Annotated in this window: 20 protein-coding genes and 3 pseudogenes; 2 read left to right on the top strand and 21 right to left on the bottom strand. The window is 40.5% G+C overall.

From position 1 onward, the window contains the following. Positions 1–28 precede the first annotated feature (28 nt). The 5 genes and pseudogenes from FC62_RS00475 to FC62_RS00445 all read right to left on the bottom strand — a co-directional run bounded on the left by FC62_RS00475 (position 29) and on the right by FC62_RS00445 (position 5,633). Positions 29–1,801: a DUF2075 domain-containing protein gene (locus tag FC62_RS00475; RefSeq protein ID WP_056946272.1), complete on the bottom strand. Its 1,773-nt coding sequence runs from the start codon at positions 1,799–1,801 to the stop codon at positions 29–31. Continuing rightward, positions 1,794–2,117, bottom strand: a complete 324-nt coding sequence (locus FC62_RS00470) for a nucleotide pyrophosphohydrolase (protein ID WP_054744950.1) — start codon at positions 2,115–2,117, stop codon at positions 1,794–1,796. Before FC62_RS00470 ends, FC62_RS00475 begins: the two co-directional genes overlap by 8 nt. Before the next feature lie 603 nt (positions 2,118–2,720). After that, the gene (gene tsf / locus FC62_RS00460) at positions 2,721–3,596 is read right to left on the bottom strand and encodes a translation elongation factor Ts (protein ID WP_056946274.1); all 876 of its coding nucleotides are present in this window, start codon (positions 3,594–3,596) and stop codon (positions 2,721–2,723) included. Between the two features lie 61 nt (positions 3,597–3,657). Then, a complete protein-coding gene (rpsB, locus tag FC62_RS00455) occupies positions 3,658–4,434 on the bottom strand; it encodes a 30S ribosomal protein S2 (RefSeq protein ID WP_054744945.1) in 777 nt (258 codons plus the stop codon). 157 nt (positions 4,435–4,591) lie between these two features. Further along, a pseudogene (locus tag FC62_RS00445) lies at positions 4,592–5,633 on the bottom strand (GIY-YIG nuclease family protein). A gap of 92 nt (positions 5,634–5,725) precedes the next feature. Between FC62_RS00445 and FC62_RS00440 the strand changes: the two are divergent. After that, positions 5,726–6,340 carry a lysophospholipid acyltransferase family protein gene (locus tag FC62_RS00440; protein ID WP_056946275.1) on the top strand — a complete coding sequence of 205 codons (615 nt, stop codon included), beginning with the start codon at positions 5,726–5,728 and terminating at the stop codon, positions 6,338–6,340. Between the two features lie 98 nt (positions 6,341–6,438). Here FC62_RS00440 and FC62_RS00435 read toward each other — a convergent pair whose 3' ends face one another. The 4 genes from FC62_RS00435 to FC62_RS00420 form a co-directional block, all read right to left on the bottom strand. Continuing rightward, positions 6,439–8,229 (bottom strand): ABC transporter ATP-binding protein, encoded by a 1,791-nt coding sequence (locus FC62_RS00435; RefSeq protein ID WP_054744939.1) that lies wholly within the window; start codon positions 8,227–8,229, stop codon positions 6,439–6,441. Then, the gene (locus FC62_RS00430; RefSeq protein WP_056946277.1) at positions 8,222–9,979 is read right to left on the bottom strand and encodes an ABC transporter ATP-binding protein; all 1,758 of its coding nucleotides are present in this window, start codon (positions 9,977–9,979) and stop codon (positions 8,222–8,224) included. The genes FC62_RS00435 and FC62_RS00430 overlap by 8 nt, the downstream gene beginning before the upstream one ends. Positions 9,980–10,031: 52 nt before the next feature. Beyond that, positions 10,032–10,262 carry a YneF family protein gene (locus FC62_RS00425; protein WP_054744938.1) on the bottom strand — a complete coding sequence of 77 codons (231 nt, stop codon included), beginning with the start codon at positions 10,260–10,262 and terminating at the stop codon, positions 10,032–10,034. A 66-nt stretch (positions 10,263–10,328) separates the two neighbouring features. Next, complete coding sequence (locus tag FC62_RS00420; protein ID WP_054744935.1) at positions 10,329–10,577, bottom strand: DUF896 domain-containing protein; 249 nt, start codon at positions 10,575–10,577, stop codon at positions 10,329–10,331. Between the two features lie 85 nt (positions 10,578–10,662). On the opposite strand from FC62_RS00420, the gene lexA reads away from it, so the two are divergent. Beyond that, on the top strand, positions 10,663–11,286 hold the full coding sequence (gene lexA / locus FC62_RS00415) for a transcriptional repressor LexA (protein ID WP_054744934.1): 624 nt from the start codon (positions 10,663–10,665) through the stop codon (positions 11,284–11,286). 71 nt (positions 11,287–11,357) lie between these two features. Here the strand turns inward: lexA and FC62_RS00410 are convergent, their stop codons facing one another. The 12 genes and pseudogenes from FC62_RS00410 to FC62_RS00355 form a co-directional block, all read right to left on the bottom strand. Continuing rightward, a complete protein-coding gene (locus tag FC62_RS00410) occupies positions 11,358–11,831 on the bottom strand; it encodes a Dps family protein (RefSeq protein ID WP_054744932.1) in 474 nt (157 codons plus the stop codon). A 353-nt stretch (positions 11,832–12,184) separates the two neighbouring features. Then, a complete protein-coding gene (locus FC62_RS00405) occupies positions 12,185–12,412 on the bottom strand; it encodes a tyrosine-type recombinase/integrase (RefSeq protein ID WP_236693763.1) in 228 nt (75 codons plus the stop codon). Between the two features lie 11 nt (positions 12,413–12,423). Next, positions 12,424–12,858: pseudogene (locus FC62_RS00400) on the bottom strand (hypothetical protein); the annotation flags it as partial. Between the two features lie 117 nt (positions 12,859–12,975). Further along, on the bottom strand, positions 12,976–13,437 hold the full coding sequence (locus FC62_RS00395) for an alpha-amylase family glycosyl hydrolase (protein ID WP_056946278.1): 462 nt from the start codon (positions 13,435–13,437) through the stop codon (positions 12,976–12,978). Between the two features lie 272 nt (positions 13,438–13,709). Continuing rightward, positions 13,710–14,576 (bottom strand): class C sortase, encoded by an 867-nt coding sequence (locus FC62_RS00390; protein ID WP_056946279.1) that lies wholly within the window; start codon positions 14,574–14,576, stop codon positions 13,710–13,712. A gap of 30 nt (positions 14,577–14,606) precedes the next feature. Beyond that, on the bottom strand, positions 14,607–16,163 hold the full coding sequence (locus FC62_RS00385) for a SpaH/EbpB family LPXTG-anchored major pilin (protein WP_056946280.1): 1,557 nt from the start codon (positions 16,161–16,163) through the stop codon (positions 14,607–14,609). A 16-nt stretch (positions 16,164–16,179) separates the two neighbouring features. Further along, a complete protein-coding gene (locus tag FC62_RS00380) occupies positions 16,180–20,109 on the bottom strand; it encodes a SpaH/EbpB family LPXTG-anchored major pilin (RefSeq protein WP_162254386.1) in 3,930 nt (1,309 codons plus the stop codon). A gap of 369 nt (positions 20,110–20,478) precedes the next feature. Then, positions 20,479–20,757: a DUF3165 family protein gene (locus FC62_RS00375; RefSeq protein ID WP_056946284.1), complete on the bottom strand. Its 279-nt coding sequence runs from the start codon at positions 20,755–20,757 to the stop codon at positions 20,479–20,481. Between the two features lie 14 nt (positions 20,758–20,771). Further along, a pseudogene (locus tag FC62_RS00370) lies at positions 20,772–22,127 on the bottom strand (GTP-binding protein); the annotation flags it as partial. 92 nt (positions 22,128–22,219) lie between these two features. Beyond that, positions 22,220–22,639, bottom strand: coding sequence for a cytidine deaminase family protein (locus FC62_RS00365; RefSeq protein ID WP_056946286.1), 420 nt, complete (start codon positions 22,637–22,639; stop codon positions 22,220–22,222). 69 nt (positions 22,640–22,708) lie between these two features. Beyond that, positions 22,709–23,059 (bottom strand): 50S ribosomal protein L19, encoded by a 351-nt coding sequence (gene rplS / locus FC62_RS00360; protein ID WP_054744911.1) that lies wholly within the window; start codon positions 23,057–23,059, stop codon positions 22,709–22,711. A 149-nt stretch (positions 23,060–23,208) separates the two neighbouring features. Then, positions 23,209–23,664 (bottom strand): DUF305 domain-containing protein, encoded by a 456-nt coding sequence (locus FC62_RS00355; RefSeq protein ID WP_056946288.1) that lies wholly within the window; start codon positions 23,662–23,664, stop codon positions 23,209–23,211. Positions 23,665–23,691: the final 27 nt, after the last annotated feature.

Here is a 23,691-nt window from a genome sequence, read left to right as displayed (position 1 = left end):
GGATGACAGCGTCTGCCTATCAATTATTTTATTTTTTTGATTCAACATTCTTTTTCAGAGCCGCTCGCAGCTCATCGTCCACTGCATAGATGTACATGCCATTTACACCGCGCGTCAGAAGAACATTCAACTCGTTGTTTAAGAATTTTTCGGCAAAATCTTTCTTTTCACCGTTTTTCAATGTTCTTCTATTTGTTGCTTTCTTGCTCTTACTTGCTGTCTTATCAGTTATGATTCTGCCATTTCTGTACTTAACTGACGGACCAATAATAACCCCCGCATAATTCAGATCTGCACCTTGAATTGTAAAGGTTGACCCAACTTCATTAATTGATTCTGGTATTTCAGCCCAAGCGTACTTCTTATTTTTCTTAACAGCAGGTAATTGCAGATTCCACGGCATTTTCCAATCACCAATTTCCACATACCAATATGGTTTGGTCTTGTCTTCAGGAGCTTTTGCATTTTTGTACTCCCAATCAAATGTAGCAATAATCCGTGACAATCCTTTTTTCTCATCACTTGCTTTCTTGCGTATAAGTCTTTCTAACTCTTCAGGCGTATCCATAATCTGTAAATCATACTCTTCGTCATACATGAGTTTTCCAATCTCATGATTATCAATAAGATTTCTGATCCAAGCTACAGTAGTTTTATTGGCATGGATTCTCTTCTGATTAAGTAGGTGGAACATGTTATTACCTGCATCTTGAATAATGTTATGTACCTCTTCAACTGAACGATATTGTTCTGCAGTAAGTACTTGACTTGGGTCATAAACCATAATTACTACTCTGGCTTTTTTTCGAATATCTGCCAGTTGATCCTTACCTTGATAACTCTGTTTACCTTGTGTCCATAATAGGTGTGCCTCATCAATTAAAACAACATCTGCTTTTTCAATATCTTTATTGTTGATGAAGCTTGTTGGCTTCATTACAACAGGATGGTTCTTACTATGCAAACCGAGCTTCGTCATTATTTCGTCATAAACTTTAACCTGTTCATCGTGATTAACAAGTAAGTAGTTGTTCTTATTACCAAATATGACAGATTCTGGGTCCTTGGCATCCATAGATAAATCATAAAACAGACTGCTCAATAGAACTGTCTTTCCAGTGCCTGCATCCCCACTAATAACAATAAGCTGATTATCTTCATCCCTTGAGAATATTTCAATTAACTTGAGATAAACTGAATTTTTTAAGTTTGTCTGGTCTTTATCCAGTTTATGGAAAGGTGATGCCTTGAACATCGCTGAATCTCGCACAACCTGTTCAATTGGAAATAGAGTTTTATTGATTTCATTTAACTTTAGCCAGATTTCGGAAAATACATTATCTAAAAACTCAGAGGTGTAGTATGCTGACTGTTCATTTGTTCGTCTGTTGAATACTTGATTTACATGTTCAATCGCAGACATATATAACATAAGCTTATTTTCTATATCGAGTGTTAGTGATTTATTGAAAATCGGATCTCCAATAACAAGCATTTTTGAACTATTTGATTTGGACAATCTATTCCAACGTTGATCTGTTTCGTCTCTAGTATCATTGGTTAAATGCTCAACTGTTCTTCGTTCAATATTATTGGTTTCACCGATATATACATCATAATTTTTTGATTTTTTATCAGTTGAATTAATGATGTAAACAGTTGGATACTCAAATAGATACTTATGATTCTTATCCTTAGACTTATGCAAACTTTGTTTTAAAACAGTCAATTTTCTACTATCGTATTCAACTTCCTTTATAACTGGTTCGAAATTTAATTTACTCTTGTTTTCTTTATTCATCTTGTTTTTCCGGCTCAGAAAATTTCCATTTGCGATTCTTATTCATATTTAGTTTCTTCTCAACTAAATCCATTGGATTAACGCCAAGCTTCTCACACATATAGAATGTGTAAGTTAAAACGTCAGCGAGCTCCATCTCAAGGCTATCTTTCTTATTGTCAGATTCAGTTGGATCTTCACTCCATTGAAAATGTTCTAACACTTCACTAGCTTCAATGTTCAATGAGATAGCAAGACTCTTTAAATTATGATATTTTTGCCAGTTTCGACTATTTCTAAATTCAATTAAATCCAAAATCACCTTTTCATAATCCATTTAAACTCTCCGATTCTTTGCTGAAGTTGTTGAATTAATTTGTAATTACTCAAAATTACCTTAATGCAATTTTACCATTAGATGTGATTGTAACAAGGACAAAATAAAAAGACTTCAGGTTGCATGAAGTCTAGAATTCAGATTTTGCTAACTAGAGCGCTTTAGTGAATGAATCATCTGTTGGTTTTTATTAAGTTGGTGCATTATCTGGCTTCTGATTTCAACTTCGTAATCTGGATTACCACTTTCAAATATATTTTGTGCACGCTTTGCGTATCCAACCATTGAATATTTTTCACCATACCTTGAGCCAACTTGTACATTGCGGAACTTGTAAAATCGAGAATGATTTCACTATTACTTACATACTCTTTGTTTTCAGATAAGTAAAACTCTTTTATTAGTGGATTAATATATTTTGTTAACTCCACGAACTTTTTAGACACAATAATATCCCCTATTAGTTTTCCGAAATAAAATTTTTAAACATATATTAATTATAAAGTATGGCATTCTATCCCAAATAATCAAGTTAATTCAAATTTAGACAAAAAAATACTCCGCAGCATTCCGCTACGGAGCATCTTTGAATTCAATGTTTAATTAGTTCTTGATTTGGCTCATAACTTCTTCAGCAAAGTTATCTTCTTTTTTCTCGATACCTTCACCAACTTCGAAACGTACGAAGCTAGCAACTGAACCATTCTTTTGCTCGACGAACTTACCAACAGTCAAATCTGGATCCTTAACAAATTCTTGGTCAACTAAACTAATTTCTGACAAGAACTTGTTAATCCGACCTTCAACGATTCTAGGAATGATGTTTTCAGGCTTGCCTTCGTTCTTAGTCTCCTCAGTAACTACTTCAGTTTCGTGTGCCAATACATCAGCAGGAACGTCTTCTCTTGTAGTGTACTTAGGATTAATTGCAGCAACGTGCATAGCAACGTCACGTGCAGTCTCATCGTCTGCACCATGGAGAGTTACGAGAGAAACAATGGCACCACCATTGTGCTTGTAACTACCAAAGTGGTCATCGTCACCCTTCTTCACGATTTCGAACCGGCGCAAGGTAATCTTCTCACCGATTACGGCTGTAAGGTTAGTGATTTCGTCAGCAACAGTGCTGTCACCTAATGGTAAAGCAAGTGCGGCTTCAAGGTCAGCTGGTTCGTTGGCCAAAATTGCAGTAGCAACTTGGTCCATCAAAGTAGTGAACTTGTCGTTAGTTGCAACGAAGTCAGTTTCTGAGTTCATTTCAACTAAGATAGCTTTGTTACCATCAACAAGCACTTCAGCTAAACCTTCAGCAGCGATACGATCGCTCTTCTTAGCAGCCTTAGCTACACCTTTTTCACGTAAAACGTCAACGGCCTTTTCCATGTCACCGTCAGTTTCAACTAGTGCCTTCTTAGCATCCATCATGCCAGCACCTGTTTTTTCACGCAATTCTTTAACTTGAGCGGCTGTAATTGCCATAGTCATTGTACCTCCATCGTTAAATTATTTTAGGAAATAGTTCGCTTATAAAAGCGTCTAATTATTTGTCTTCTGATTCAGCAACAACGTCTTCAATTGACTTTTCGTCAGTTGATTCTGCAGCTTCTTGTTGAACAGGGGCATCAGCTTGGCTTTCACCTTGCTTACCTTCAATAACAGCGTCTGCCATTGCAGCAGTGATCAAACGTACGGCACGGATAGCGTCATCGTTTGATGGGATAATAACGTCGATTTCATCTGGATCGCTGTTAGTATCCACCATGGCAACAATCGGAATATTCAACTTACGTGCTTCTTGAACAGCGATTCTTTCCTTCTTAGGATCAACGATGAAGATTACATCTGGAATTCTTGGCATATCAGCGATACCACCAAGGAATCTTTCAAGCTTCTCTTGTTGCTTAGTAAGAAGTGCAACTTCCTTCTTTGGTAATACGTCGAAAGTACCATCTTCAGCCATCGTCTTCAATTCCTTCAAACGCTTGATCCGACTTTGGATAGTATTCCAGTTAGTCAAAGTACCACCCAACCAGCGTTGGTTGATGTAGTATTGACCAGCACGTGTTGCTTCTTCAGCGATAGCTTCTTGAGCTTGTTTCTTAGTACCAACAAAAAGGAATACGCCACCGTCTTCAGAAACGGCCTTGACATAGTTGTAGGCATCTTCAGCCATCCGTACTGTCTTTTGTAAGTCGATGATGTAAATGCCATTTCTTTCAGTGAAGATGTATGGCTTCATCTTAGGGTTCCAACGACGAGTTTGGTGACCGAAGTGGACACCAGCCTCTAATAATTGTTTCATGCTAATAACTGACATATTGTATGTCCTCCTATAGTTTTGTTCCTCTTAGATGGTCGACATAGAGCCGCACTCCAGTGGAGCACCACGCCTCTAATCACACCTAATGTGGATTTGTGCCTAAAGCGCACTGTTACATGATAATGAATTCTGCGACCAAAAGCAAGCAATTTAGTCATCTTTTCGGATATTTTTGAGTTGGATTGAACTGGCGAAATTTAACACCCTGTTCGGTCAAAAATTGTTCTTTGAACGCCCTTGAATGATGCTTAAACCAGTACTCTCTTTTTAGTGCTGTTGACTTATCGGCGAACTCCTCAGAGTAGAGTAATTTGACGGGCCGACGTGTCTTAGTGTACTTTGCACCCTTACCGGCATTGTGGGTGACGACACGTGCAGCCACATCGTTTGTAAAACCACCATAAAATGTCAGATCAGCACATTGAAGTACATAGAAATAATATTTCTCACTCGCCATCAATCATGTCCCAGATTTCTTTTGTATATTCATCATTCTCATTGTGCACGATGATATCGTTCTTCAGGATTAGGCCCTCAGGATTTGAGTTCTTAGTGGCCTGGAGTACGATCAGGTTAGTGTCCTTACCGGTCTTTGGGATAAACGGCTGAATATACTTGATTGTGAGATTGTATTTCTGCATTCCAAGGATAATCTCGTTTAGTCGTTCTGGGCGGTGGACCATAAAGAACTTGCCGCGTGTCTTCAGTAAGCCACTTGCCGTTTGAATCACCTGCTCCAGATTGATTTTGATTTCATGCCGGGCAATCGCTTTTGCCTCATCTGGGTTCACGGTGTGGCCAGCTGGCACTTTGAAATACGGCGGATTACAGACTACGACGTCGTATGTATCCTTTGCCAGGAAGCTGAATGCATCGTTCACATCAGCCTCGTGCACCAGCAAATGGTCCTCCAAGTCATTCAACAGAATGGAACGTCGAGCAATATCGGCCATCTTCGGCTGGATTTCAACGAGATCGTACTTGGCCTTATTTTGTGCAGCCAAGAAGAGGCTCGCGGCTCCGTTGCCCGCACAGAGATCCGCTACTTTGTGGTTATCATGAATGAATTCGGCAGCAAAATGGCCGAGCAGCAATGTATCAAGCGAGAAAGCAAAGCTGTCATTTGTCTGAATAATTTGAATTCTGTCCTTCAGAATGTAGTCGACTCGTTCGTCTGAGTTGAGTTTAACCTGCATGAATTTTCCTGTTTCTAGTCAGATTGGCACTTAAAGATTTTGCTATCTTTTTATCTCTGCTATAATAACATAGTTAGAAATTAGGTGAAAAAATGTTCTATAAATTTATCCGTCCCGTTGCCCGCTTCGTTGTCTGGGCTCTAAACGGGCACTTGCACGTCTACAATAAGGAGCGCATTCCGAACGGAAACTACATCCTGGTTGCGCCGCACCGAACATGGTGGGAGCCCATTCTGTTCGCCCTAGCAGCAAGTCCAGACGAATTCATGTTCATGGCTAAAAAAGAATTGTTTAAAAACCCCATTCTGCGTTTCATTCTGTTGCACGCACATGCATTTGAAGTTGACCGCGATAATCCTGGTCCTTCGGCCATCAAGATTCCGGTTCGCGGTCTAAAAGACGATCAACTGAGCTTAATCATCTTTCCTTCAGGCACCCGACATTCCAGCGAGTTAAAGTCAGGCGCCTTTGTGATCGCAAAGTTAGCAAAGGTACCACTGTTGCCGGCAGTCTACCAAGGTCCGCTCAGTTTCAAGGGTCTGCTTAGGCGCCAGCCACTCAAAATCACTTTTGGTGAACCAATTGAGATTGACCGGAAGACGAAGGTCAACGATGAGACAGCCCCCGCTCTCTTCACCGAACTTGAGCAGGCTTGGGCCAAAATAGACCAGGAACTAGATCCCTCATTCAAATACATCTCTAAATAGTAAAATCGCCCAGAAATTAATCTGGGCGATTTTTCATGTGGTCATCATGCCTCATTTCAAAATTCGGGTTGACCACTTATCTTTTGTCAAAATATTCATTAGACTTGCGTCTGTTGGAGCGTGTAGAGATCATAATAATAGCCCTTCTGCGCCAGTAATTCATCATGTGTGCCAGACTCGACGATTCGACCCTGATCTAACACGATAATCTGATTTGCATCAGCAATGGTCGATAATCTATGAGCAATCGCCAATGTCGTTCGGCCATTTCTGATTTTCTTCAAGCCATCTTGTATCAAACTCTCAGTTTCTGTGTCGATATTCGCCGTTGCCTCATCGAGCACCAGGATCTTCGGATTAGTGACTACTGTTCTCGCAAAAGAAAGTAGTTGTCGCTGACCACCGGAGAACTGTGCTCCACCCTCAATAACCCGTGCGTGGTACTTCTTTGGCAGCTTATCGATGAAGCGGTCTGCCTGCACGAATTCCGCGGCCGCTCGCACCTGCTCATCAGTTATCTTGTCGTTGAACAAGCGAATGTTCGAGCTAACATCACCGTAGAACATAAATGGGTCCTGTAGTACAAGGCCAAGTTTCGCACGTAACTCGTCTTTTGTGAATTCCTTGATATTGTACCCATCAATTAGAATTTCACCCTCATAGTATTCGTAGAACCGCATCATCACGTTAATAATTGAACTTTTACCACTACCGGTATGGCCGACGATACCAAGCGTCTGCCCAGGTTCAACAGTGAAACTCACATCATTCAAAATTGGGTTTTTACCGTCATATGAAAAGTTGACATGTTTAAATTCAATTCTGCCCTCAGTAATTTTAGCGACTGGGTTGTTCTCCTGGGCAGGGGCCAACTCGTCGTTATCGAGAATTCTAAAGATACGACTACCAGCGACGACACCATCCTGAAAGAACGTCAACGAATCCATTAAATCAGCCATTGGGTTGAAGAAGTTCGAGGTGTAGTTAGCGAATGCGTAGACAACACCGGCTGGCACGAATGTCTCGTGCAGCGGGAAGCCGAAGTATAACAAAACAAAGGTTAAGGCAACAGAATAGAGCAAAGATGTGATCGGTGATAGCAGGAATGAGTTCATCCTAATCATCGCATTTCTTGTATCCAACTGTTCCTTATTGGTCTGTTCAAATTCGCCGTCAATCCGTTTCTCCTGGCGGAATTGCTGGATGACCGTGATACCTTCGATTGATTCGTTTAACTTAACGTTAATCTGACTCAACTTCTCACGAAATCTCCGGTAGAGCTTTGAACTAAAGTGTGTGTAAAGCCAGACAAAGAATAGTAGTATCGGAATAAAGGCCATAACGATGAAGGTGGCCGTATGATTCGTGGTCCACATGGCCACTAGTGCAGTAATCATCGAGAATAGCGCGATAATCAACGTTGCAAACACGTTCCAAAAGTCCGCCAACGTACTCGTATCGTTCGTCACACGAGAAACAATCGAGCCGGCAGGTGTCTGATCAAAGTAACGCATCCCGAGGTTGTGCAGCTTCCGAAAGATGGTCCGTCTCACATCCTCTAAGGCACGTTCGCTGCCCATCGAATACATAAAGTAATAGATATATTGCAAAATGGCCTTCAGGATACTTCCAATAGCATAAATGGCCGCAAAGCCCAGGATAATCTGCACTGTCGCGGTCTGTTTAGTGAGGAAATTATCCATGAAGTATTGGAGTAACCGTGGTAATAACATGTTGATGACACTCACCAAGAATGCCCCCACAACCGCAATAATAAATGTCCACTTGAACGGTTTAACGAAAGTGAACAAGCGCTTCATGATCTTGAATTGTTCTTTTGCCGGAATATTCTTCGACCAGATTGACCGGTATTGTTCTTCATCATCCATCAATCTCACCTCCTACCTTGACTTCTAATTGTTGTTTCTCCCACATCTCATAGTACCAACCACGTGAAGCTAACAGTGATTCATGCGTGCCTTGCTCAACTATCCGGCCATCGTTGATTACCAGTATTTCGTCAGCATGCATCACAGAAGTGAGCCTGTGGGCAGAGATAATCGTGGTAGCATCTTTTCTATCTTCCTTCAGGTGGCCCAGAATGGTCTCTTCTGTTTTGGCATCGACCGCGCTCAGCGCATCATCCAAAATGAGGATCTCCGGGTCTTTCAAAAGTGCACGAGCAATTGCTAGACGCTGCTTTTGACCACCAGATAACGACACCCCGTTCTCCCCAACCAAGGTATTGTAGTTTCTCGGGAACTGCAAGATATCATCATGGAGCGCGCTTTTCTTGGCTGCGGCCTCCACTTGCGACTGCTCGGCATCGATATTTGCAAACCGAATATTATCACGAATGCTAGTTGAGAACAAAAAGTTGTTCTGTGGCACATAGCCAATCGCATGTAACAAGTCATCCAGTGGGATATCCTTGATGTTCTTCTCGCCGATTTTGATTGAACCAGTGTAGTTATCAAACTCCCGCATCAGCAGCTTGATAATCGTCGACTTACCTGCACCAACACGACCTACCAACCCAAGCGTCTTACCCATCGGCAACGTAAAGTTGATGTTTGAAAGTGTCGTGTGTTCTGGCTCGTCTGGATAAGCAAAACGTTCAACCTCATAGGTCAAATCACCAGTGGCCAGCTTACTTGGCTGCTCGTTGACCTCCTTAATCAGTGATTGCTCGTTCATGAGTTCCATCACCCGATCATAGCTCGCACTACCACGCTCCAAGACATTGAACAAGCGCCCGATTGCAAACATCGGCCAAACCATGGCTGAGATATATGAGATAAACGAAATCAACTGACCAATTGTAATTGTCTTGTTTGCAACCAGCATCCCGCCATAAATAATGGTAATCACGTAAGTTGCACCAATGATCAGTGTCGTTAAAGGGTCGAACATAGAATCGAGCTTGAAGACCCGCTTGTTGATTTGGATGGTCTTGTCAACCATCTGGTCAAATTCCGCAGTGTCTTCCTTCTCTTGGCCGAAAGTCTTGATGACCTTCACACCAGAGATACTCTCCTGTGTCTTATTATTCAGCTTAGAGAACGCCGCCTGTGAGTGGCCGAATGCATCGTGCAGTTTCGTACCTAACACACGAGCCATTACGGCTAAGAACGGCATCGGAATCATGGCAACCAGGGTCAAACGCCAGTCTACAAAAATCATCATAGCGATAATGGTCGAGCCACCAGTAACAATTGAGTCAACCAGTGTCAAAACCCCAGCCCCTGCGACTTGCTGAATCGCACTCAGGTCGTTTGTGGCGTGTGCCATTAAATCACCAGTACGATGCTTCTGATAGAACGTCTCATCCATCTGCATGAAATGCCAGAATAACTTCGAACGCATTGTCCATTCAAGCTTGGCCGCGCCACCCCAAATTTGGGTGCGCCACAAATAGCGAAATAGGTACAGCAGAATTGCTGCACTTAAAATCGCGCCGATTAACGTGAAAAATCTCTCCCAAGTAATTGAGCCCGTATCAATTTGGTCAGCCATCATACCTAAGATTCTAGGTGGGATCAAATTGATAATTGCTGTCAGAATCAAAAAACCGATTCCCAATGTATAACGTTTTCTTTCGGCTTTGAAGTACCAGCCGAGTTTCTTAAATATTCCCATCTTAAACCTCGAATGAATATGAAAAAGGCAGGTAAATACCCGCCTCAGTCAACTATTTCTTAGAAGATTTGCTTTGTGCCTTCATGCTGGCCATCATTTGGTTAAGCTTCTTTGCAGAAGGCTTCTGACCCATTTGACTCATCATTGCACTAATCATTTCCTCATTGATTGGTGGATTCTTTTCAAAATACTTCTTCATATAGTTTCTCGCTAGGAAGAAGCCACCAGTGGCGCCACCTAGTATTCCAATTACTACGATTAATATCCAGATACCTGTGTTCATATACTTATTTATCCTCCCAAAATTTCAACATTATTAGTTTACACAATATTAGCTCTCATTGAAAGTCTAATCTTGTCTTAATCCTTTTTCTCTTTGTGCGGCCTTTGCTTTTTCGGATGTAACATCGTTACCGTGCTCATCGACCAGTTTGATGTTTTCAACTGTTTGCCTGAATCCGGCGCGGAAATCCTTCAGGAAAATCTGGTGTAATTCCTTTCTTTCCTCGACCTCTGCAGCGGTTAATTCGCCAGCCTTTTTCTTCGCCGCTAGCTCATTAATTCTCTGCACTAACTTGGCTTTTTCTTCCTTATTCATTGTAAAACCCCAATCTAGAACATTTGTTTGCCTATGACAAAAATTTGTGATACCCTTATCTTAACGAAAAATACGGAGTTTAGCCATGACAAAAGTCCACGAGAACAAACAAATTGAAATATTAAGATTCATCTACGAGGCAGTTGAGGATCGCGGGTTTCCACCAACCGTCCGAGAAATCGGTCAATCAGTTGGACTTTCTTCTACTTCGACCGTCCATGGTCACCTTGAACGACTAGAGCGCAAGGGCTATCTAGTCAAGGATGCCACAAAGCCACGGGCAATTGAGGTCACTGATTTAGGACGTGAATTAATTGGTGCGAAGCAGAAATCGATTCCGATGATCGGTGTCGTAACTGCGGGCCAGCCAATTCTAGCCGTTGAAGATATTACAGACTACTTCCCTGTACCACCTGAACTTGAAAATTCGGATGACGAGTACTTCATGCTTACTGTGCACGGTGAAAGTATGATTAACATGGGTATTCTTGATGGTGACAACGTAATTGTAAAGAAACAATCTAGCGCAAATAACGGTGATGTAGTTGTCGCAATGACCGACGAGGACGAAGCTACCATCAAACGCTTCTACAAGGAGAACGGTCATTATAGACTACAACCAGAGAATGATTATATGGACCCTATCATCTTGGATTCCGTTCAGATACTGGGGAAACTTGTCTCCCTCTACAGACAATCGATTATCTAATATAGAGTATTACATGATTAATGTAAAGTAAAAGACAGCCGGTTGGCTGTCTTTTTTGTTTTGCACGATCTTTAATCAAGCGGAGCTTGACCCAAGTATGCATTAATCATCCAGATGATCTTATCGGTCTCACTCTTGAATCCATTTAGCATGTCCTGAGTCGGAAAATCCTTTTCCTCGTCGGTGATCTCAATCCCCTTCTGAAATTGGTCACGCAGATATTTGAATTGATCAACGAGGCGTTGCATCAGCTCCTGCATACTTAATTCATCGAACTGGAGCTCCTCATCTGGAATACCAGTATTCTCAATGAACTCGTGAGTCGTCGCAAAAGGACTACCGTTCAATGCAATTAACCGTTCTGCAATCTCGTCTTTTTGTTGATCAAGTTGCGCACCATATTCATCCATGAGCGGATGTAATCTGAAGAAGTTCTCACCGCGCATATACCAGTGAGTCTGTTGAACCACCACACCCAACTGACTGATATCCGCAATCAATTGATTCAGTTGCTCTTTGGTGTTCGGGAAATCATAGTTTGCCATATTGTTCCTCTTTTCCAGAAAATAATGTATTCGGTTACACTACTACTGTAACATGGAACTGATTCATTCTAAAATTTCCTGTTTAGAAATTATCCTTAGCTGGAACTGACTGTATAACCTATTGATTTGCTAAGTTTTAATAATTTACAGAGTGCACCAGCAAATTACTAATCTGGCCATAAAATTTTCACTCTTTCACTACTCTTCCTCACTATTCCCCAAACCCTTATAAATATTGGCTTTAGACTGATAATAAGAATATATAACTTCCTCATACTTCCCCGTATTTCCCTCGTTTTGTATACTTTTTTGGTGCTAATTTTTACGTTCTATGGTGCTAATTTGGTGCTAAATTAAATAACAATATTATTCAGTTTTAGATTCATTTCTTGGCGTGATTCCGGTAATACGTGCGTGTAAATATTATTCGTAATACGTGAATCACTATGTCCGACTCTCTCCATCAATGCTTTTTGTGGCACACCTAGTGCTGCCATCTGAGTGATGTGACTATGACGAAGCATATGCGCTGAAAATATAGATGAATCTTTTCCAAATAAGTTAGCTCTAGCCCCTTCCATTTTCATGTAAAGATTAATTGCTTGAGTCGTAAGTTACTCATCGAAAAGCAAAGGATGTCACGTGCCACTGCTTGGACGATATTCTCAACAAATTTCGGACCAGAGCTCTCAAGCCGTTCCCACTTCTTGGTAGCTCCTACACCTTCATAGGTAACTGACTCCCCTCCGAAGCGATTCTCACCAATCGCAGGTTTGACATAGGCAAGCTTTCTTCCCGACAGTAAGTGGATGAATAAAAATCCCGATTTGTATTCAAATTTGATGTCATGAGTTGCGGTTTTACTTCGTTGTTTGATGCAATCCTTCACTGCTTTATCAACGTCCCACCAAAGGTTGATGATTGCGGGATTCGATTCACGCCACGAGGAAACAAGTGGTTGAAGTTCATCTTCTGTTAGACCAATATTAAGTGCTCCCATTGCCTTGAGCGCACCAACTGATCCACCCAGTTCGTTCAGGCCTTCTTCACCAAAATTGGAAGTGTGGTTGAAAACTACGTCCTGTATAATTTTCATCCCCTTGGCATGCACGGCATCAATCAGAGTTTGATAATCAACCCCATTTCATTCGTACCGATAGTCCACTGCATTAAAATTAGAAGCATGGTAACCATGATAGTCATAGCCAGAATTGTTTTGGACAACAGGAGTAATCCAAATAGCCGTGAATCCCAATGCTTTAATGTAGACTAACTGTTCAATTAAGCCGGCAAAGTCACCACGCCAGGATGGATCACTTTCAGGATTATTGGCCTTCTTGTCTTCAGACGTGCGGGCATTATTGCTTGAGTCACCATCATAAAAACGAGTTGTAATCAAAAAATAGATGGTTTCATCTCGAAAATCCGTCCGTGAATTGGCATAGAGAATCCCCCGATCTTTCGCTGACAAAATACCTGTATTTTGAGTATTTGCAAAGACGGTCTGTGAAAACAAGGGAAGCATGTTTGGAACGATAGTACTCGCCCCAAGCACCATTGACATGGTTAGCCTTGTTACTTTACTTGCAAACTGTTTCTTTTTCATTCATCACCTTTTTAAACATTCTTTTATCTCCAACAATTAGGAAGCACTTTACAGTCTTCCTAAAACCAAATGAAATTGTGCAACCGTTTTCATTTTAACTCAAAAAAATAAAGTGGACCGATTTATCATTATCGGAACAGCCACTTTATTTTATGGGATTTTCTTAGAATAAATTAAGTATACCGAGACAAGCAATCGAAATGAATTCCTATCTCAAAGCGAAGTCATCATCCATTCTCGTCATTAAAAAAATTTGAGTCCGCCGTCTTGGACTATGAACGTGTAGGAGAAGATTTACCGCTTCTTCTAAATTTTCTAAATATGACTATGAGGATAAGGAACAATACCAATCCTAGTATCACTATCGGCATAAAGGTGTAGTAGTCAACTTTTGCTTCCTTCACTTCACTTTCCATTAATTTTGGAACATAAGGAACCCGGTGACCACGAACGAGCAGGCGATGACTGTTAATCATATAAGGTGTACAGGTGATAAGGGTAATGTAATCCTTCCCTTTCTCAATCTGCAAACTACTAACATCTGTCGGTTCTACCACTTTGATATCATCCACTTGGTATGCATGTATCTTAGCTTCCCCAAGCTCAATATAAAAGTGATCCCCCTTTACCAATTCTGGTAAATCTGTAAAGAGTTTTGCCTCCGTCAGACCACGGTGACCAGAAATCACAGAGTGAGTAGACTCCCCTCCAATCGGAAATGATGTCCCCTCTAGATAAGCAGCTCCCTTTGCAAGGAAAGCTTCTGTCGTCTGGTCAAAAATAGGCAAGCGCACCGCTATCTTAGGAATAGAAATTACTCCGATGATATGATCTTCATAGATAACCTTTGTCTGCTCAATTTTCTTGGCTTCTTCCGAAAATGGATCAAAGCCTGGAGAAATATTTTGATAGGCAAACTGCCTATTCATCTCCTTCATTTTTTCAAGTTGTTGTTGGTACTCTTCTTTACTTTTTTGATTAGATTCTGCCTGATAATGACTAATCAACTGTTGATTGATCAGGTCATTTAAAGAGTTCCGAACAAATGGGTAGGAGAGAACGCCTAGACCAGCAACCAAAATCAATACCATAATTGTATCAATTATTTTTCGCTTGCCGTTTTGTCTGGTGCGAGCCATGTTCTCACCTTCCTATTCATTTAATTATTATTAGTCATTTTTACGACGAGATGTAAAGTAAACACCTGCAAGACCAACCATGGCAACACCAAGAGCTACAAAGAGGATGATACCTTTACCACCAGTTGAAGGAAGGAAACCTTTAGGTGTGTTGAAGATATTGACAGGTTTAGTAGAAGTTGTTGTATAAGAATTTTCTTCTACAACAAATTCAGTGTAAGCCGCTTCACCAGTTGGTAATGCATAGCCTTTTGGAGCGTTTGTTTCTTGAAGTTGGTAGGTACCATATTCAAGACCTTTTACATCTACAATACCATCTTTAGTAGTACTATAAACAGTTGCTTTAGATTTATCAGTTGTCCAAACACCATCGTCTGCTGTTGCAACGAAGTATTCTGCATCTGCTGCTTTAGATTTACGAACAACGAACTCTGCACCATCAAGTTTTTTGTTATTATTATTCACATCAACTTTGACAAATTTGTAACCACCAGTTTTTACAGTTTCGAAATCTGTTGGAGTGTCTGTATTCCATTTGCCCACACCTGTTGTACCGTCGTTACCAAAGATAGCTTGGGCTGTATTGACAATATCAGTGTCAACATATTGAAGAGAGTTGATCTTCATTTGGTAGTTAAATGAAATTTCTTTATTAGCAAGAGTTGCTAATTTTTCAATACCCGCTGCTGTCAAAGCTGTTGTTACAGTTGTTGTGCCTGCAACTGCATCTCTTGCTACTGTTACTTTGTAATCATCAGATGTCAATGTTGTACCATCTGAAACTTTTACTGAGTATGAATTTGTATTTTCAATAAAGGTTAGTTGATTAGTCTTGAAAGTATCTACAAATTGGAAAACATTATATAATTTTTTTGCTTCACCATCTTTATTCAATTTTGTTGCTGCAATATCAGCAGGAATGGTTGTTTTCAATTGATAGTTGATAGTTTGACCAATTGAGAAATCAGTTTGTTTCTTACCATTCTTTTGACTTGTAATTTCTTTGTCAAACGGAATATCTTTAGTAGTATTTTTTGGATAAAGGTGGATATCTGTAAGAACAGTATCATTTGTCCCTTGTTTGTAGATTGGAAGGCTTACAACCAAGTTTTCTGCGATAGTGTCAACACCATCACTTGCTTGTTCTACAAAAAGGTATACTGCATCGCGCCTATCAGTCGTCGGACCAGATTTAGCACTTAAGCTAAAGGCTGCACTACCATCAGCGGCGGTAGTCTGAGTATCTACCGCAGTCTTACCTGATGGAGCATCACCTGCTTTACCTTGAACTGCAGTAACCGCATCTTTGATAGCTTCTGAAGCAGATTTCGTTTCGACAGATGCATCATAAGCAGCATAATATTTTTCTGTGACATCATAAGCATCAAATGTGATGCCTGGTAGGAAGTTATATTCACCATCTAAAATATCACCTGTATTAGTGATCTTATCTGTATGGTCTTTTACTTTATGTAAAGTAATTGATACTTTCTCATCATCCGCAGCCGATACGACTGTGGTAAACAAATTGCTAAAGATACCGACAAAAAGTGTCGCTAGTAAAGCCAAAACTTTAATCTTCTTCATTTTTATTCTCCTCGAATTAGTTATCTTTTCTTTTCCTAATCATCACAAGTGATGAAGCCATTATCAACAATCCCACAAATGCGGTTGATGTTACAACGGTACCCGTTTCTGGCAATCGAATTTTCGGTTTTTTGACGTTAAATATCGATAAGACCGGACCTTGGGAATAAGTTGAAACCCCAACAGTAAATGCAGTTGGTTTGTCTTGTAAGACATAACCAGAAGGTGCTCGTATCTCACAGGCAAGATACTCGCCATATCTCAATCCTCTTATCTCAAAATAGCCATCATCATCCGAAGTTAAACGAACAACCCCAGATGCATTTGTAGCTACCTTTTCGAATTGATACTTTCCTTCCTTGTAGGTGAGGACCGTATCGTCAGTAGGATTTTTGATAACAAAAGTTGCCTTGGCTAAGGGATTTTGTTTCCCCTCAGCTGCACGTTTGATGAATCGAAAACCTCCTGTTTGGACATTTTCTCTATCGACCAACGGGGTCAAATCTCCTGGATAAAGGGTTGCCGTATTGACCAAATCTTGGTCAATAGCCGCAGTATCCTTAATAACCATTTGATAGGTTACTTCAAGTTTTTTCCCACCAAAGTCTGCCAATTTGGCTACATCAAACACTACTCTAAATTTATTTTCTGACAGACTTACAGCTTTGATACTATCTGACTGTTTTTCTCCGTCAATAAAAATCTCCAAACTTTCAGAAATAAATCGCAAGCCCTGATCGTAGACATCTTCTATCTCATAGGACGATAAATTCGTCATGTCTTGCGGAATGATTGTTGATAAGCGATAGGGTATCGGCTTACCAAAGCTATAACTAGACTGTTTCTCGTCAATTGTTTTATCAAAAGTAAATATTCCATGTGACTTTGGAAACAAAGATATGAGTGACTTTTCATTACCACTTTCATCCAATATAGGTAGAACAACCACCATATTTTCCATCTTCGTCACTGCTACAGGTGTAACCAATTCCCGTATGAGATAAACCGCGGGGCGCTGTTGACTGGTTTTCGGAACCGTGAAGCGAACTAAACCAGATTGATCCGTAGTTGCTACAGCAAGCGATTGTCCATCAATCTTGTTGCTTTTACTCACTGCTTCCTGCGCCTCTTTCAGACTTAATTTCTGACGATTGACGAGTTCATAGAAGCTCTTGGTCACATCCACAACCTCAAGTTTAGCACCAGCAACTGGTACTCCAGACTTATACTGCGTATCACTCGGCTGATAAACCAGACGATTTACTTCAAGTTGTACCTGCTCCTGTTCCTGTTCCTGAGCAGACACTACTTGCGTGTCCCCTGCAAAACCAGCTAGACCAGATGTCGCTACTATAAGGATGATCAAACATTTGAAGATACGTTTTCTCGCTATGAAAAATAGAAGAGCTACGATGGCCATCGTCAAGCCAATACCAACATAGCCTAAAATGCCATTTCCACCGGTTGTTGGTAGGGTTGATTTCCTCTTATTGTAGATTTCCAAGGTACCAGCATAGGATGTGTCAGTAGATGTGCTTGTAAACTTAAATGGAGGACTTTCATCAGTTTCAGCCTTCCTCGTATAGGTGACTGTTGTGAAACCTTTCAATTTATCGGTTGTGATGGTAAAGTAACCTTTTAATTGAATGAAACCCTCTACTGTCTGACTTTCAACTAGATAATAAGTATTATCTGCTTTAATCTGTCCGTTATTCAAAACAATTTTTCCGTCATCACCTGTTGTTACGGTATCTATCAGGGGCAGAGTTGAAAAGTCAGGCTCACCTGCACTATCATCACTATCATATAGTTTAAATTCCACACCTTGTAGCGTTTTTTGGAAGGTAGACGATAACTTTTCAAGCGTTAATACAAAATCTTTAGGTTTGTTGGTTTGAGTTGCCGAGTAAACATATCCATTTGTGCTTGGTGTGAAATCTCCTGTCAGCGGACCAGAAGAATCATATCCCGCAGGTACTGAAACCTCTTTCCATGAAAGATTTGGTGCATCAGGGAAATATTTGACAATAATTTTACCTGCCTCTCCAATTTGCTCAGTAACAGTTCCATCTTGTCCCAACAAATAAGACTTTCCAGTCAAGAACTGCTTTGCAACTGTTTTATCTTCTGTCCACTCAAAACCCGTAGTGTCAGCATTTAATTTCAAATAATACTGCTTATCATTTTCATTTTCTGTTTTTACTGTTTTTGATATAATAAAAGGCACATCATTCAAAGGCTGCTTCGTATCACTATCTGTTTTGGTCAGTTCCAGTTGATACAACTTTTTGTTTTCGGCTTCTGTTGTGACTGTATGATTCTCATAATTAACAACAAACCCTTTTTCATCCGGAAAATATGTCTGTTTCATCTCGTAGCCATCAGGCGCTGAGGTTTCCTTCCAGCGATACGTTCCATAGGTCAATTGAGTCAACTTAATCTTTCCAAGACTTTGGAATACCCCATCATATATTTCCATATCTTTTGAACCGGTCTCCAGGGTATCCACGTAACCAGAAGTTTTAGGATTGTAAAATTTTTGTACTATCCAGTTACCGTTCTCATCCTTTTTTTCGATTTGGAAACGTGCACCAGAAACCGGATTTCCATCTTGATCAACTTTACTCATTTCTGCAGTATAATAGTTCACAGGTAGTTGCAACATCTGAATAGCTTGGTTGTTCTGATAATAACCAGTTGAACCTGAGAATCCCCAATACACTGTATTATATATATCATCAACATGAAATACAGTTCCAACATCAACTGTCACTGTCTTTTCAAGGACATCTGTCCCATCTTTAGAGGTATCATATATCTTGGATATATTTCGCTTCCCTGTGTGACCTTGTCGGTAAATTTTGTAGGTCAATTTCCCTTCCGTCTTAGTGGTAGTGTTCGGCTCCCACTCCACTTCTAAACGGTGCCACTTGTCATCCGCTAATTTTTGTTCTGCGCCCTCAACCTGCCAACCATAAGTCGGATCCAAATTCTTAACGTTACTATTCCAACCAACAGATAGCATGTCACTATGCTTAATCATCGTATTATCATTATAAGTATCCGTACTGAATTGTTTAGACTTATTTATCGTAAGAGTATCTTCGTTCGCCTTATTATCTTGAAGATTATTCAGATAGTTGATACCTATATGCCCCAAGTTAGGGTTCGAACGTTCCTTGTCTCTAACAAACTGCCATAAGTCGTTGTCAGAATGCTGGGTTGTATTATTATGGTTATAGAAAGTATCAAATTCTAATGCGATACCATTGGTAACACCTTGCCTCATATCAGCCGTGTTATTTGAAGTTGATGCTGTATTGGCACTAAAGTTGGAACCATATACCCCTAGACCATTCCCAAGAGCTCCGTATGCATTAACTCCTGTATTATGATCGCTACCAGAGGTAGAAGCTACTGGAGTTTTATTATCATTGTGAATGGTAAAGGTGATCCCGTCAGCACCGGCTCTCCTATTTCCATCAACATTTTTTTCCGCTTGCCCCCTAGACCCTAAATAGACATAGGATATCATATGAAATGGCTCAGCGAGATTAATCTTATTGGACTCTTGGCTCCACATTACCCCAGCTTGCCACGGTGCATCACGAGTGATGACCGCAACCGAGCTATCATCATCGGGCACATATCCTTTAAGACTTTTAATTACTTTTAATTCATCAGGCCTCCAAGTTTCTTTCCACCTATAATCCGGGTTACCAGGCAGACCAGTATAATCCAGTATAGGGTAATTGAACATTTGTTTTAAGTTAACAGTATCTATTGGTGCTGGAGGTTCTGGCAAGTTCCTTGCAACATCGTTAGTAGCTTCCCTTGGCCACTCAGTAAGCTCATTATTCGGTAGTGCAAACACCTCCAACGGACTACTCCCAAGAGCTACAAGAAGAATCATCAGCCCCGTCACTAATTTCTTTATTAATTTCAAAAGCCCATTTCTCCTTTCATGAATAAAGCCAGTTAGCATCCAATTGAAATCATTCTGCACACAATGTGCAATCGTTTGCATTATATCATATAAAAATAAAAAAGCAAGCTCCTAAAATATTATATTTTTTTCATAAATACGGTTTTTATCTACATGTTTTCTTGGTATTTTTTCATTTATTTTCAAAATAAATTGTTACCGGTAACAATTTGCAAATTACCCATTTTTCGTGTCATTATTGACAAATAATATTATGCATACGTTTGCATAAATTTGTAATAAATAGTCTTGTTAGCTTTTTAAATATGCAAAAAACCACCAGCAAGTTAAGCTGGTGGCCTAAAGGAGGCATTCACGTTTTCACAAATTTTAGTAGGTATCTCTCTTCGTTCTTGATGAACGTTTGGTATTTGGTTTATCTAAATGATGAATATCCCACATAGCCCAGAATGCAATCATGAACATGATAATGGCAACCCAGACATGAGAAGAGAATTCTAAAACCTTTAAAAAAACTAATAAGAGGGCTATAAAAAGTGCTACCAAAACAAATACTGCAACCATGAGATTAATGGTTCCTCGAATATTGTTTGGTGCTGCAAAGATATAAAATAGCACCAGCAACATGGCTAAGATTAGATAAAACATGCCTCTCCTTTTTCTTATCCTTCTTCAGTCGCTAATTTTTTCTTTTTAGCAGTCTTATCACGCTCTGCCTTGTTCAAGACTTGCTTAGGAAGACGAATGGATTCTGGTGTGACTTCCATGTACTCGTCATCATTCAAGAATTCAAGTGATTCTTCAAGAGTCAAGATACGTGGTGTCTTAATAACCGCTGTTTGGTCTTTCGTCGCTGAACGAACGTTGGTCATTTGTTTAGCAGTTGTGATATTAACAGTCAAATCATTTTCACGAGAGTTTTCACCGATAATCATTCCCTCGTATACTTCAGTACCTGGATTGATAAAGATTGTACCACGTTCTTCGATACGCATGATAGAGTAAGTCGTTGCCTTACCTTGGTCGATAGAGACAAGGGCGCCACGGTGACGACCACCAATTTCACCAGGAACAACTGGTAGATACTGATCGAAAGTATGGTTCATGATACCATAACCACGAGTCATTGAAAGGAATTCTGTAGAATAACCAATCAAACCACGCGCAGGTACGAGGAAGACAAGTCGTGTTTGGCCATTACCTGTTGAAACCATATGCAACATATCACCCTTACGCTCAGAAAGGGATTGGATAACAGAACCTTGGTATTCTTCAGGAGTATCGATTTGCACGCGCTCAAATGGTTCCATCTTCACGCCGTCGATCTCCTTGATGATAACTTCTGGACGTGATACTTGAAGCTCATAGCCTTCACGACGCATGGTTTCAATCAAGATAGGCAAGTTCAATTAATTCACCACGACCTGAAACAGTCCATTTATCTGGTGAATTTGTTGGGTCAACACGAAGAGATACGTCTGTTTGCAATTCATCCAAGAGACGCCCTTCAATCTTACGTGAAGTTACCCATTTCCCTTCACGACCGGCAAATGGTGAGTTGTTCACCAAGTTTCTTCTTGGTCATCTGGATTGTCAGACAAAGAAGAAGTACCATTAATCGCTGACGCATAGACAACTGGGAATTCCAATTGATCGTCGTCAGCCCCAAGTTCGATGAAGAGTTCAAGCACTTCATCCACTACTTCTTCAGGACGAGTAGATGGTTTGTCAATCTTATTCACAACCACGATAGGTGTCAAGTTTTGTTCAAGCGCTTTTTTCAACACGAAACGAGTCTGTGGCATGGTTCCTTCATAAGCATCCACGACAAGGACTACACCATCAACCATTTTCATGATCCGCTCAACCTCACCACCAAAGTCCGCGTGTCCTGGTGTATCCATAATGTTGATACGAGTACCGTTATAAGCTACGGCAGTATTTTTTGCAAGGATGGTGATACCACGCTCTTTCTCAATATCATTTGAGTCCATTGCACGCTCATCCAATTGCGTTCTCTATGAATAAATAATAATAGGTACCTCTTTAATTCACACCATATAATATTTATAAATAAATTACAATAATCAACTGAAAGCGCTAGCCGAGATTAATTATTCTCTAGAAATCGCTCCTCGCCCCACCAGGCGGGTACAATTTCGCCTAAAGTGGTCGTCGTCATGGTCTCAATATCCAAAAGTATTTCGATCTCACTACTATGTTCGTCCAACTGCATCAAATATTCACGACAAGCTCCGCAGGGCGAACCGGGCTTTCCGTTTGGCATCACTGCGACAACTCGCGCAATTTTACTCTCGCCGTGGGTCAGCATGTTAGCAATCGCATTTCGCTCAGCACACATTCCTAGGCTACAGGCAGTGTCAATACTCACCCCCGTGTAGACATGCACATCAACCGTCATAATGGCAGCGCCGACTCCACCTGCGTAGATGAATGGTGAAACATCACGGCCATTTTGAACACCTCTAGCCTGATCATAGAGCTCTTGCCAAACATTATTTGTTTTCATCGTATCTCCCCGATATCATTCTTTTGTTCCTACAAAAAAATCCCCGAAACCGGGGATTTTACAAAGCTACTATTTTCTACGAGCTTCTTTAATACGAGCAGCCTTACCATGAAGGTTACGTAAGTAGTAAAGTTTAGCACGACGTACAGCACCACGACGAACGACTTCAATCTCAGCTACACGAGGTGTGTGAACTGGGAAAGTACGTTCAACACCAACACCACTACTAATCTTGCGAACAGTGTATGTTGCGCTGATTCCAGTACCTTTTCTCTTGATCACAACGCCTTCAAACATTTGGATCCGTTCACGTGTACCTTCGACAACACGTACGTGTACTCGAACAGTATCACCAGGACGAAAGTCTGGGACGTCGGTCTTTAATTGACTTTTAGTCAATTCATTAATCAATAGGTTCATTGCAATTCTCCTTCTACAACATTCATTCACAACTCGTTGTCAGCGGAATATTGATAATCAGTGACCAAGTCACATCTAAGTATTATACAATCATGTGTTGTCGTTGTAAATAAGAAAAATTCCAATCGACCAAATATCGCACAATTACACTATCTTTTATCTGATTCGAGCTCTTCAATTAGTTCCTTCATTTGAGAAATTTCTGCCTGTTGGGCGGAAATGATTTTCTCGGCCAAAGCCTTTACTTCGGGATTAGACAATTGCGCATTCTCACTTGTTAATACAGCAATCGAGTGATGAGGAATCATCGCCTTCATCCACCGCACATCGTCGACCGCTGTCTGACTTCTGACCATAAAGAGTGACAAACAAAAGATCGCCACGCTAGTCAAAAAGATCATGCCATTGACCTTCTTGTTGTGGTACATCTTACGCATGAAGAGCAACATAATAATGGCCATAACGGCACCCATCATGAGTGCCATGAACAATCGGGTTTGGCTGAAGAATACATGATCGACTGACGCGACATTCAAATACATCATGCCAAACATTACTACCGTTGAGAAGACAATCATGAGGACAAATTTCGCGTATTTATTCATCTACTATACCTCCTAAACTCAGTATAA

The organism is Amylolactobacillus amylotrophicus DSM 20534, from assembly GCF_001434555.1.
In the GTDB taxonomy this organism is placed as follows: domain Bacteria; phylum Bacillota; class Bacilli; order Lactobacillales; family Lactobacillaceae; genus Amylolactobacillus; species Amylolactobacillus amylophilus.
This window is presented reverse-complemented; position numbering and strand designations above follow the sequence as displayed.

Excerpts from the sequence above, each read along its gene's own strand:
- FC62_RS00475 (WP_056946272.1), bottom strand. The coding sequence starts at position 1,801 with ATGAATAAAGAAAACAAGAGTAAATTAAATTTCGAACCAGTTATAAAG.
- FC62_RS00470 (WP_054744950.1), bottom strand. The coding sequence starts at position 2,117 with ATGGATTATGAAAAGGTGATTTTGGATTTAATTGAATTTAGAAATAGT.
- tsf (WP_056946274.1), bottom strand. The coding sequence starts at position 3,596 with ATGGCAATTACAGCCGCTCAAGTTAAAGAATTGCGTGAAAAAACAGGT.
- rpsB (WP_054744945.1), bottom strand. The coding sequence starts at position 4,434 with ATGTCAGTTATTAGCATGAAACAATTATTAGAGGCTGGTGTCCACTTC.
- FC62_RS00440 (WP_056946275.1), top strand. The coding sequence starts at position 5,726 with ATGTTCTATAAATTTATCCGTCCCGTTGCCCGCTTCGTTGTCTGGGCT.
- FC62_RS00435 (WP_054744939.1), bottom strand. The coding sequence starts at position 8,229 with ATGGATGATGAAGAACAATACCGGTCAATCTGGTCGAAGAATATTCCG.
- FC62_RS00430 (WP_056946277.1), bottom strand. The coding sequence starts at position 9,979 with ATGGGAATATTTAAGAAACTCGGCTGGTACTTCAAAGCCGAAAGAAAA.
- FC62_RS00425 (WP_054744938.1), bottom strand. The coding sequence starts at position 10,262 with ATGAACACAGGTATCTGGATATTAATCGTAGTAATTGGAATACTAGGT.
- FC62_RS00420 (WP_054744935.1), bottom strand. The coding sequence starts at position 10,577 with ATGAATAAGGAAGAAAAAGCCAAGTTAGTGCAGAGAATTAATGAGCTA.
- lexA (WP_054744934.1), top strand. The coding sequence starts at position 10,663 with ATGACAAAAGTCCACGAGAACAAACAAATTGAAATATTAAGATTCATC.
- FC62_RS00410 (WP_054744932.1), bottom strand. The coding sequence starts at position 11,831 with ATGGCAAACTATGATTTCCCGAACACCAAAGAGCAACTGAATCAATTG.
- FC62_RS00405 (WP_236693763.1), bottom strand. The coding sequence starts at position 12,412 with ATGGAAGGGGCTAGAGCTAACTTATTTGGAAAAGATTCATCTATATTT.
- FC62_RS00395 (WP_056946278.1), bottom strand. The coding sequence starts at position 13,437 with ATGAAAAAGAAACAGTTTGCAAGTAAAGTAACAAGGCTAACCATGTCA.
- FC62_RS00390 (WP_056946279.1), bottom strand. The coding sequence starts at position 14,576 with ATGGCTCGCACCAGACAAAACGGCAAGCGAAAAATAATTGATACAATT.
- FC62_RS00385 (WP_056946280.1), bottom strand. The coding sequence starts at position 16,163 with ATGAAGAAGATTAAAGTTTTGGCTTTACTAGCGACACTTTTTGTCGGT.
- FC62_RS00375 (WP_056946284.1), bottom strand. The coding sequence starts at position 20,757 with ATGTTTTATCTAATCTTAGCCATGTTGCTGGTGCTATTTTATATCTTT.
- FC62_RS00365 (WP_056946286.1), bottom strand. The coding sequence starts at position 22,639 with ATGAAAACAAATAATGTTTGGCAAGAGCTCTATGATCAGGCTAGAGGT.
- rplS (WP_054744911.1), bottom strand. The coding sequence starts at position 23,059 with ATGAACCTATTGATTAATGAATTGACTAAAAGTCAATTAAAGACCGAC.
- FC62_RS00355 (WP_056946288.1), bottom strand. The coding sequence starts at position 23,664 with ATGAATAAATACGCGAAATTTGTCCTCATGATTGTCTTCTCAACGGTA.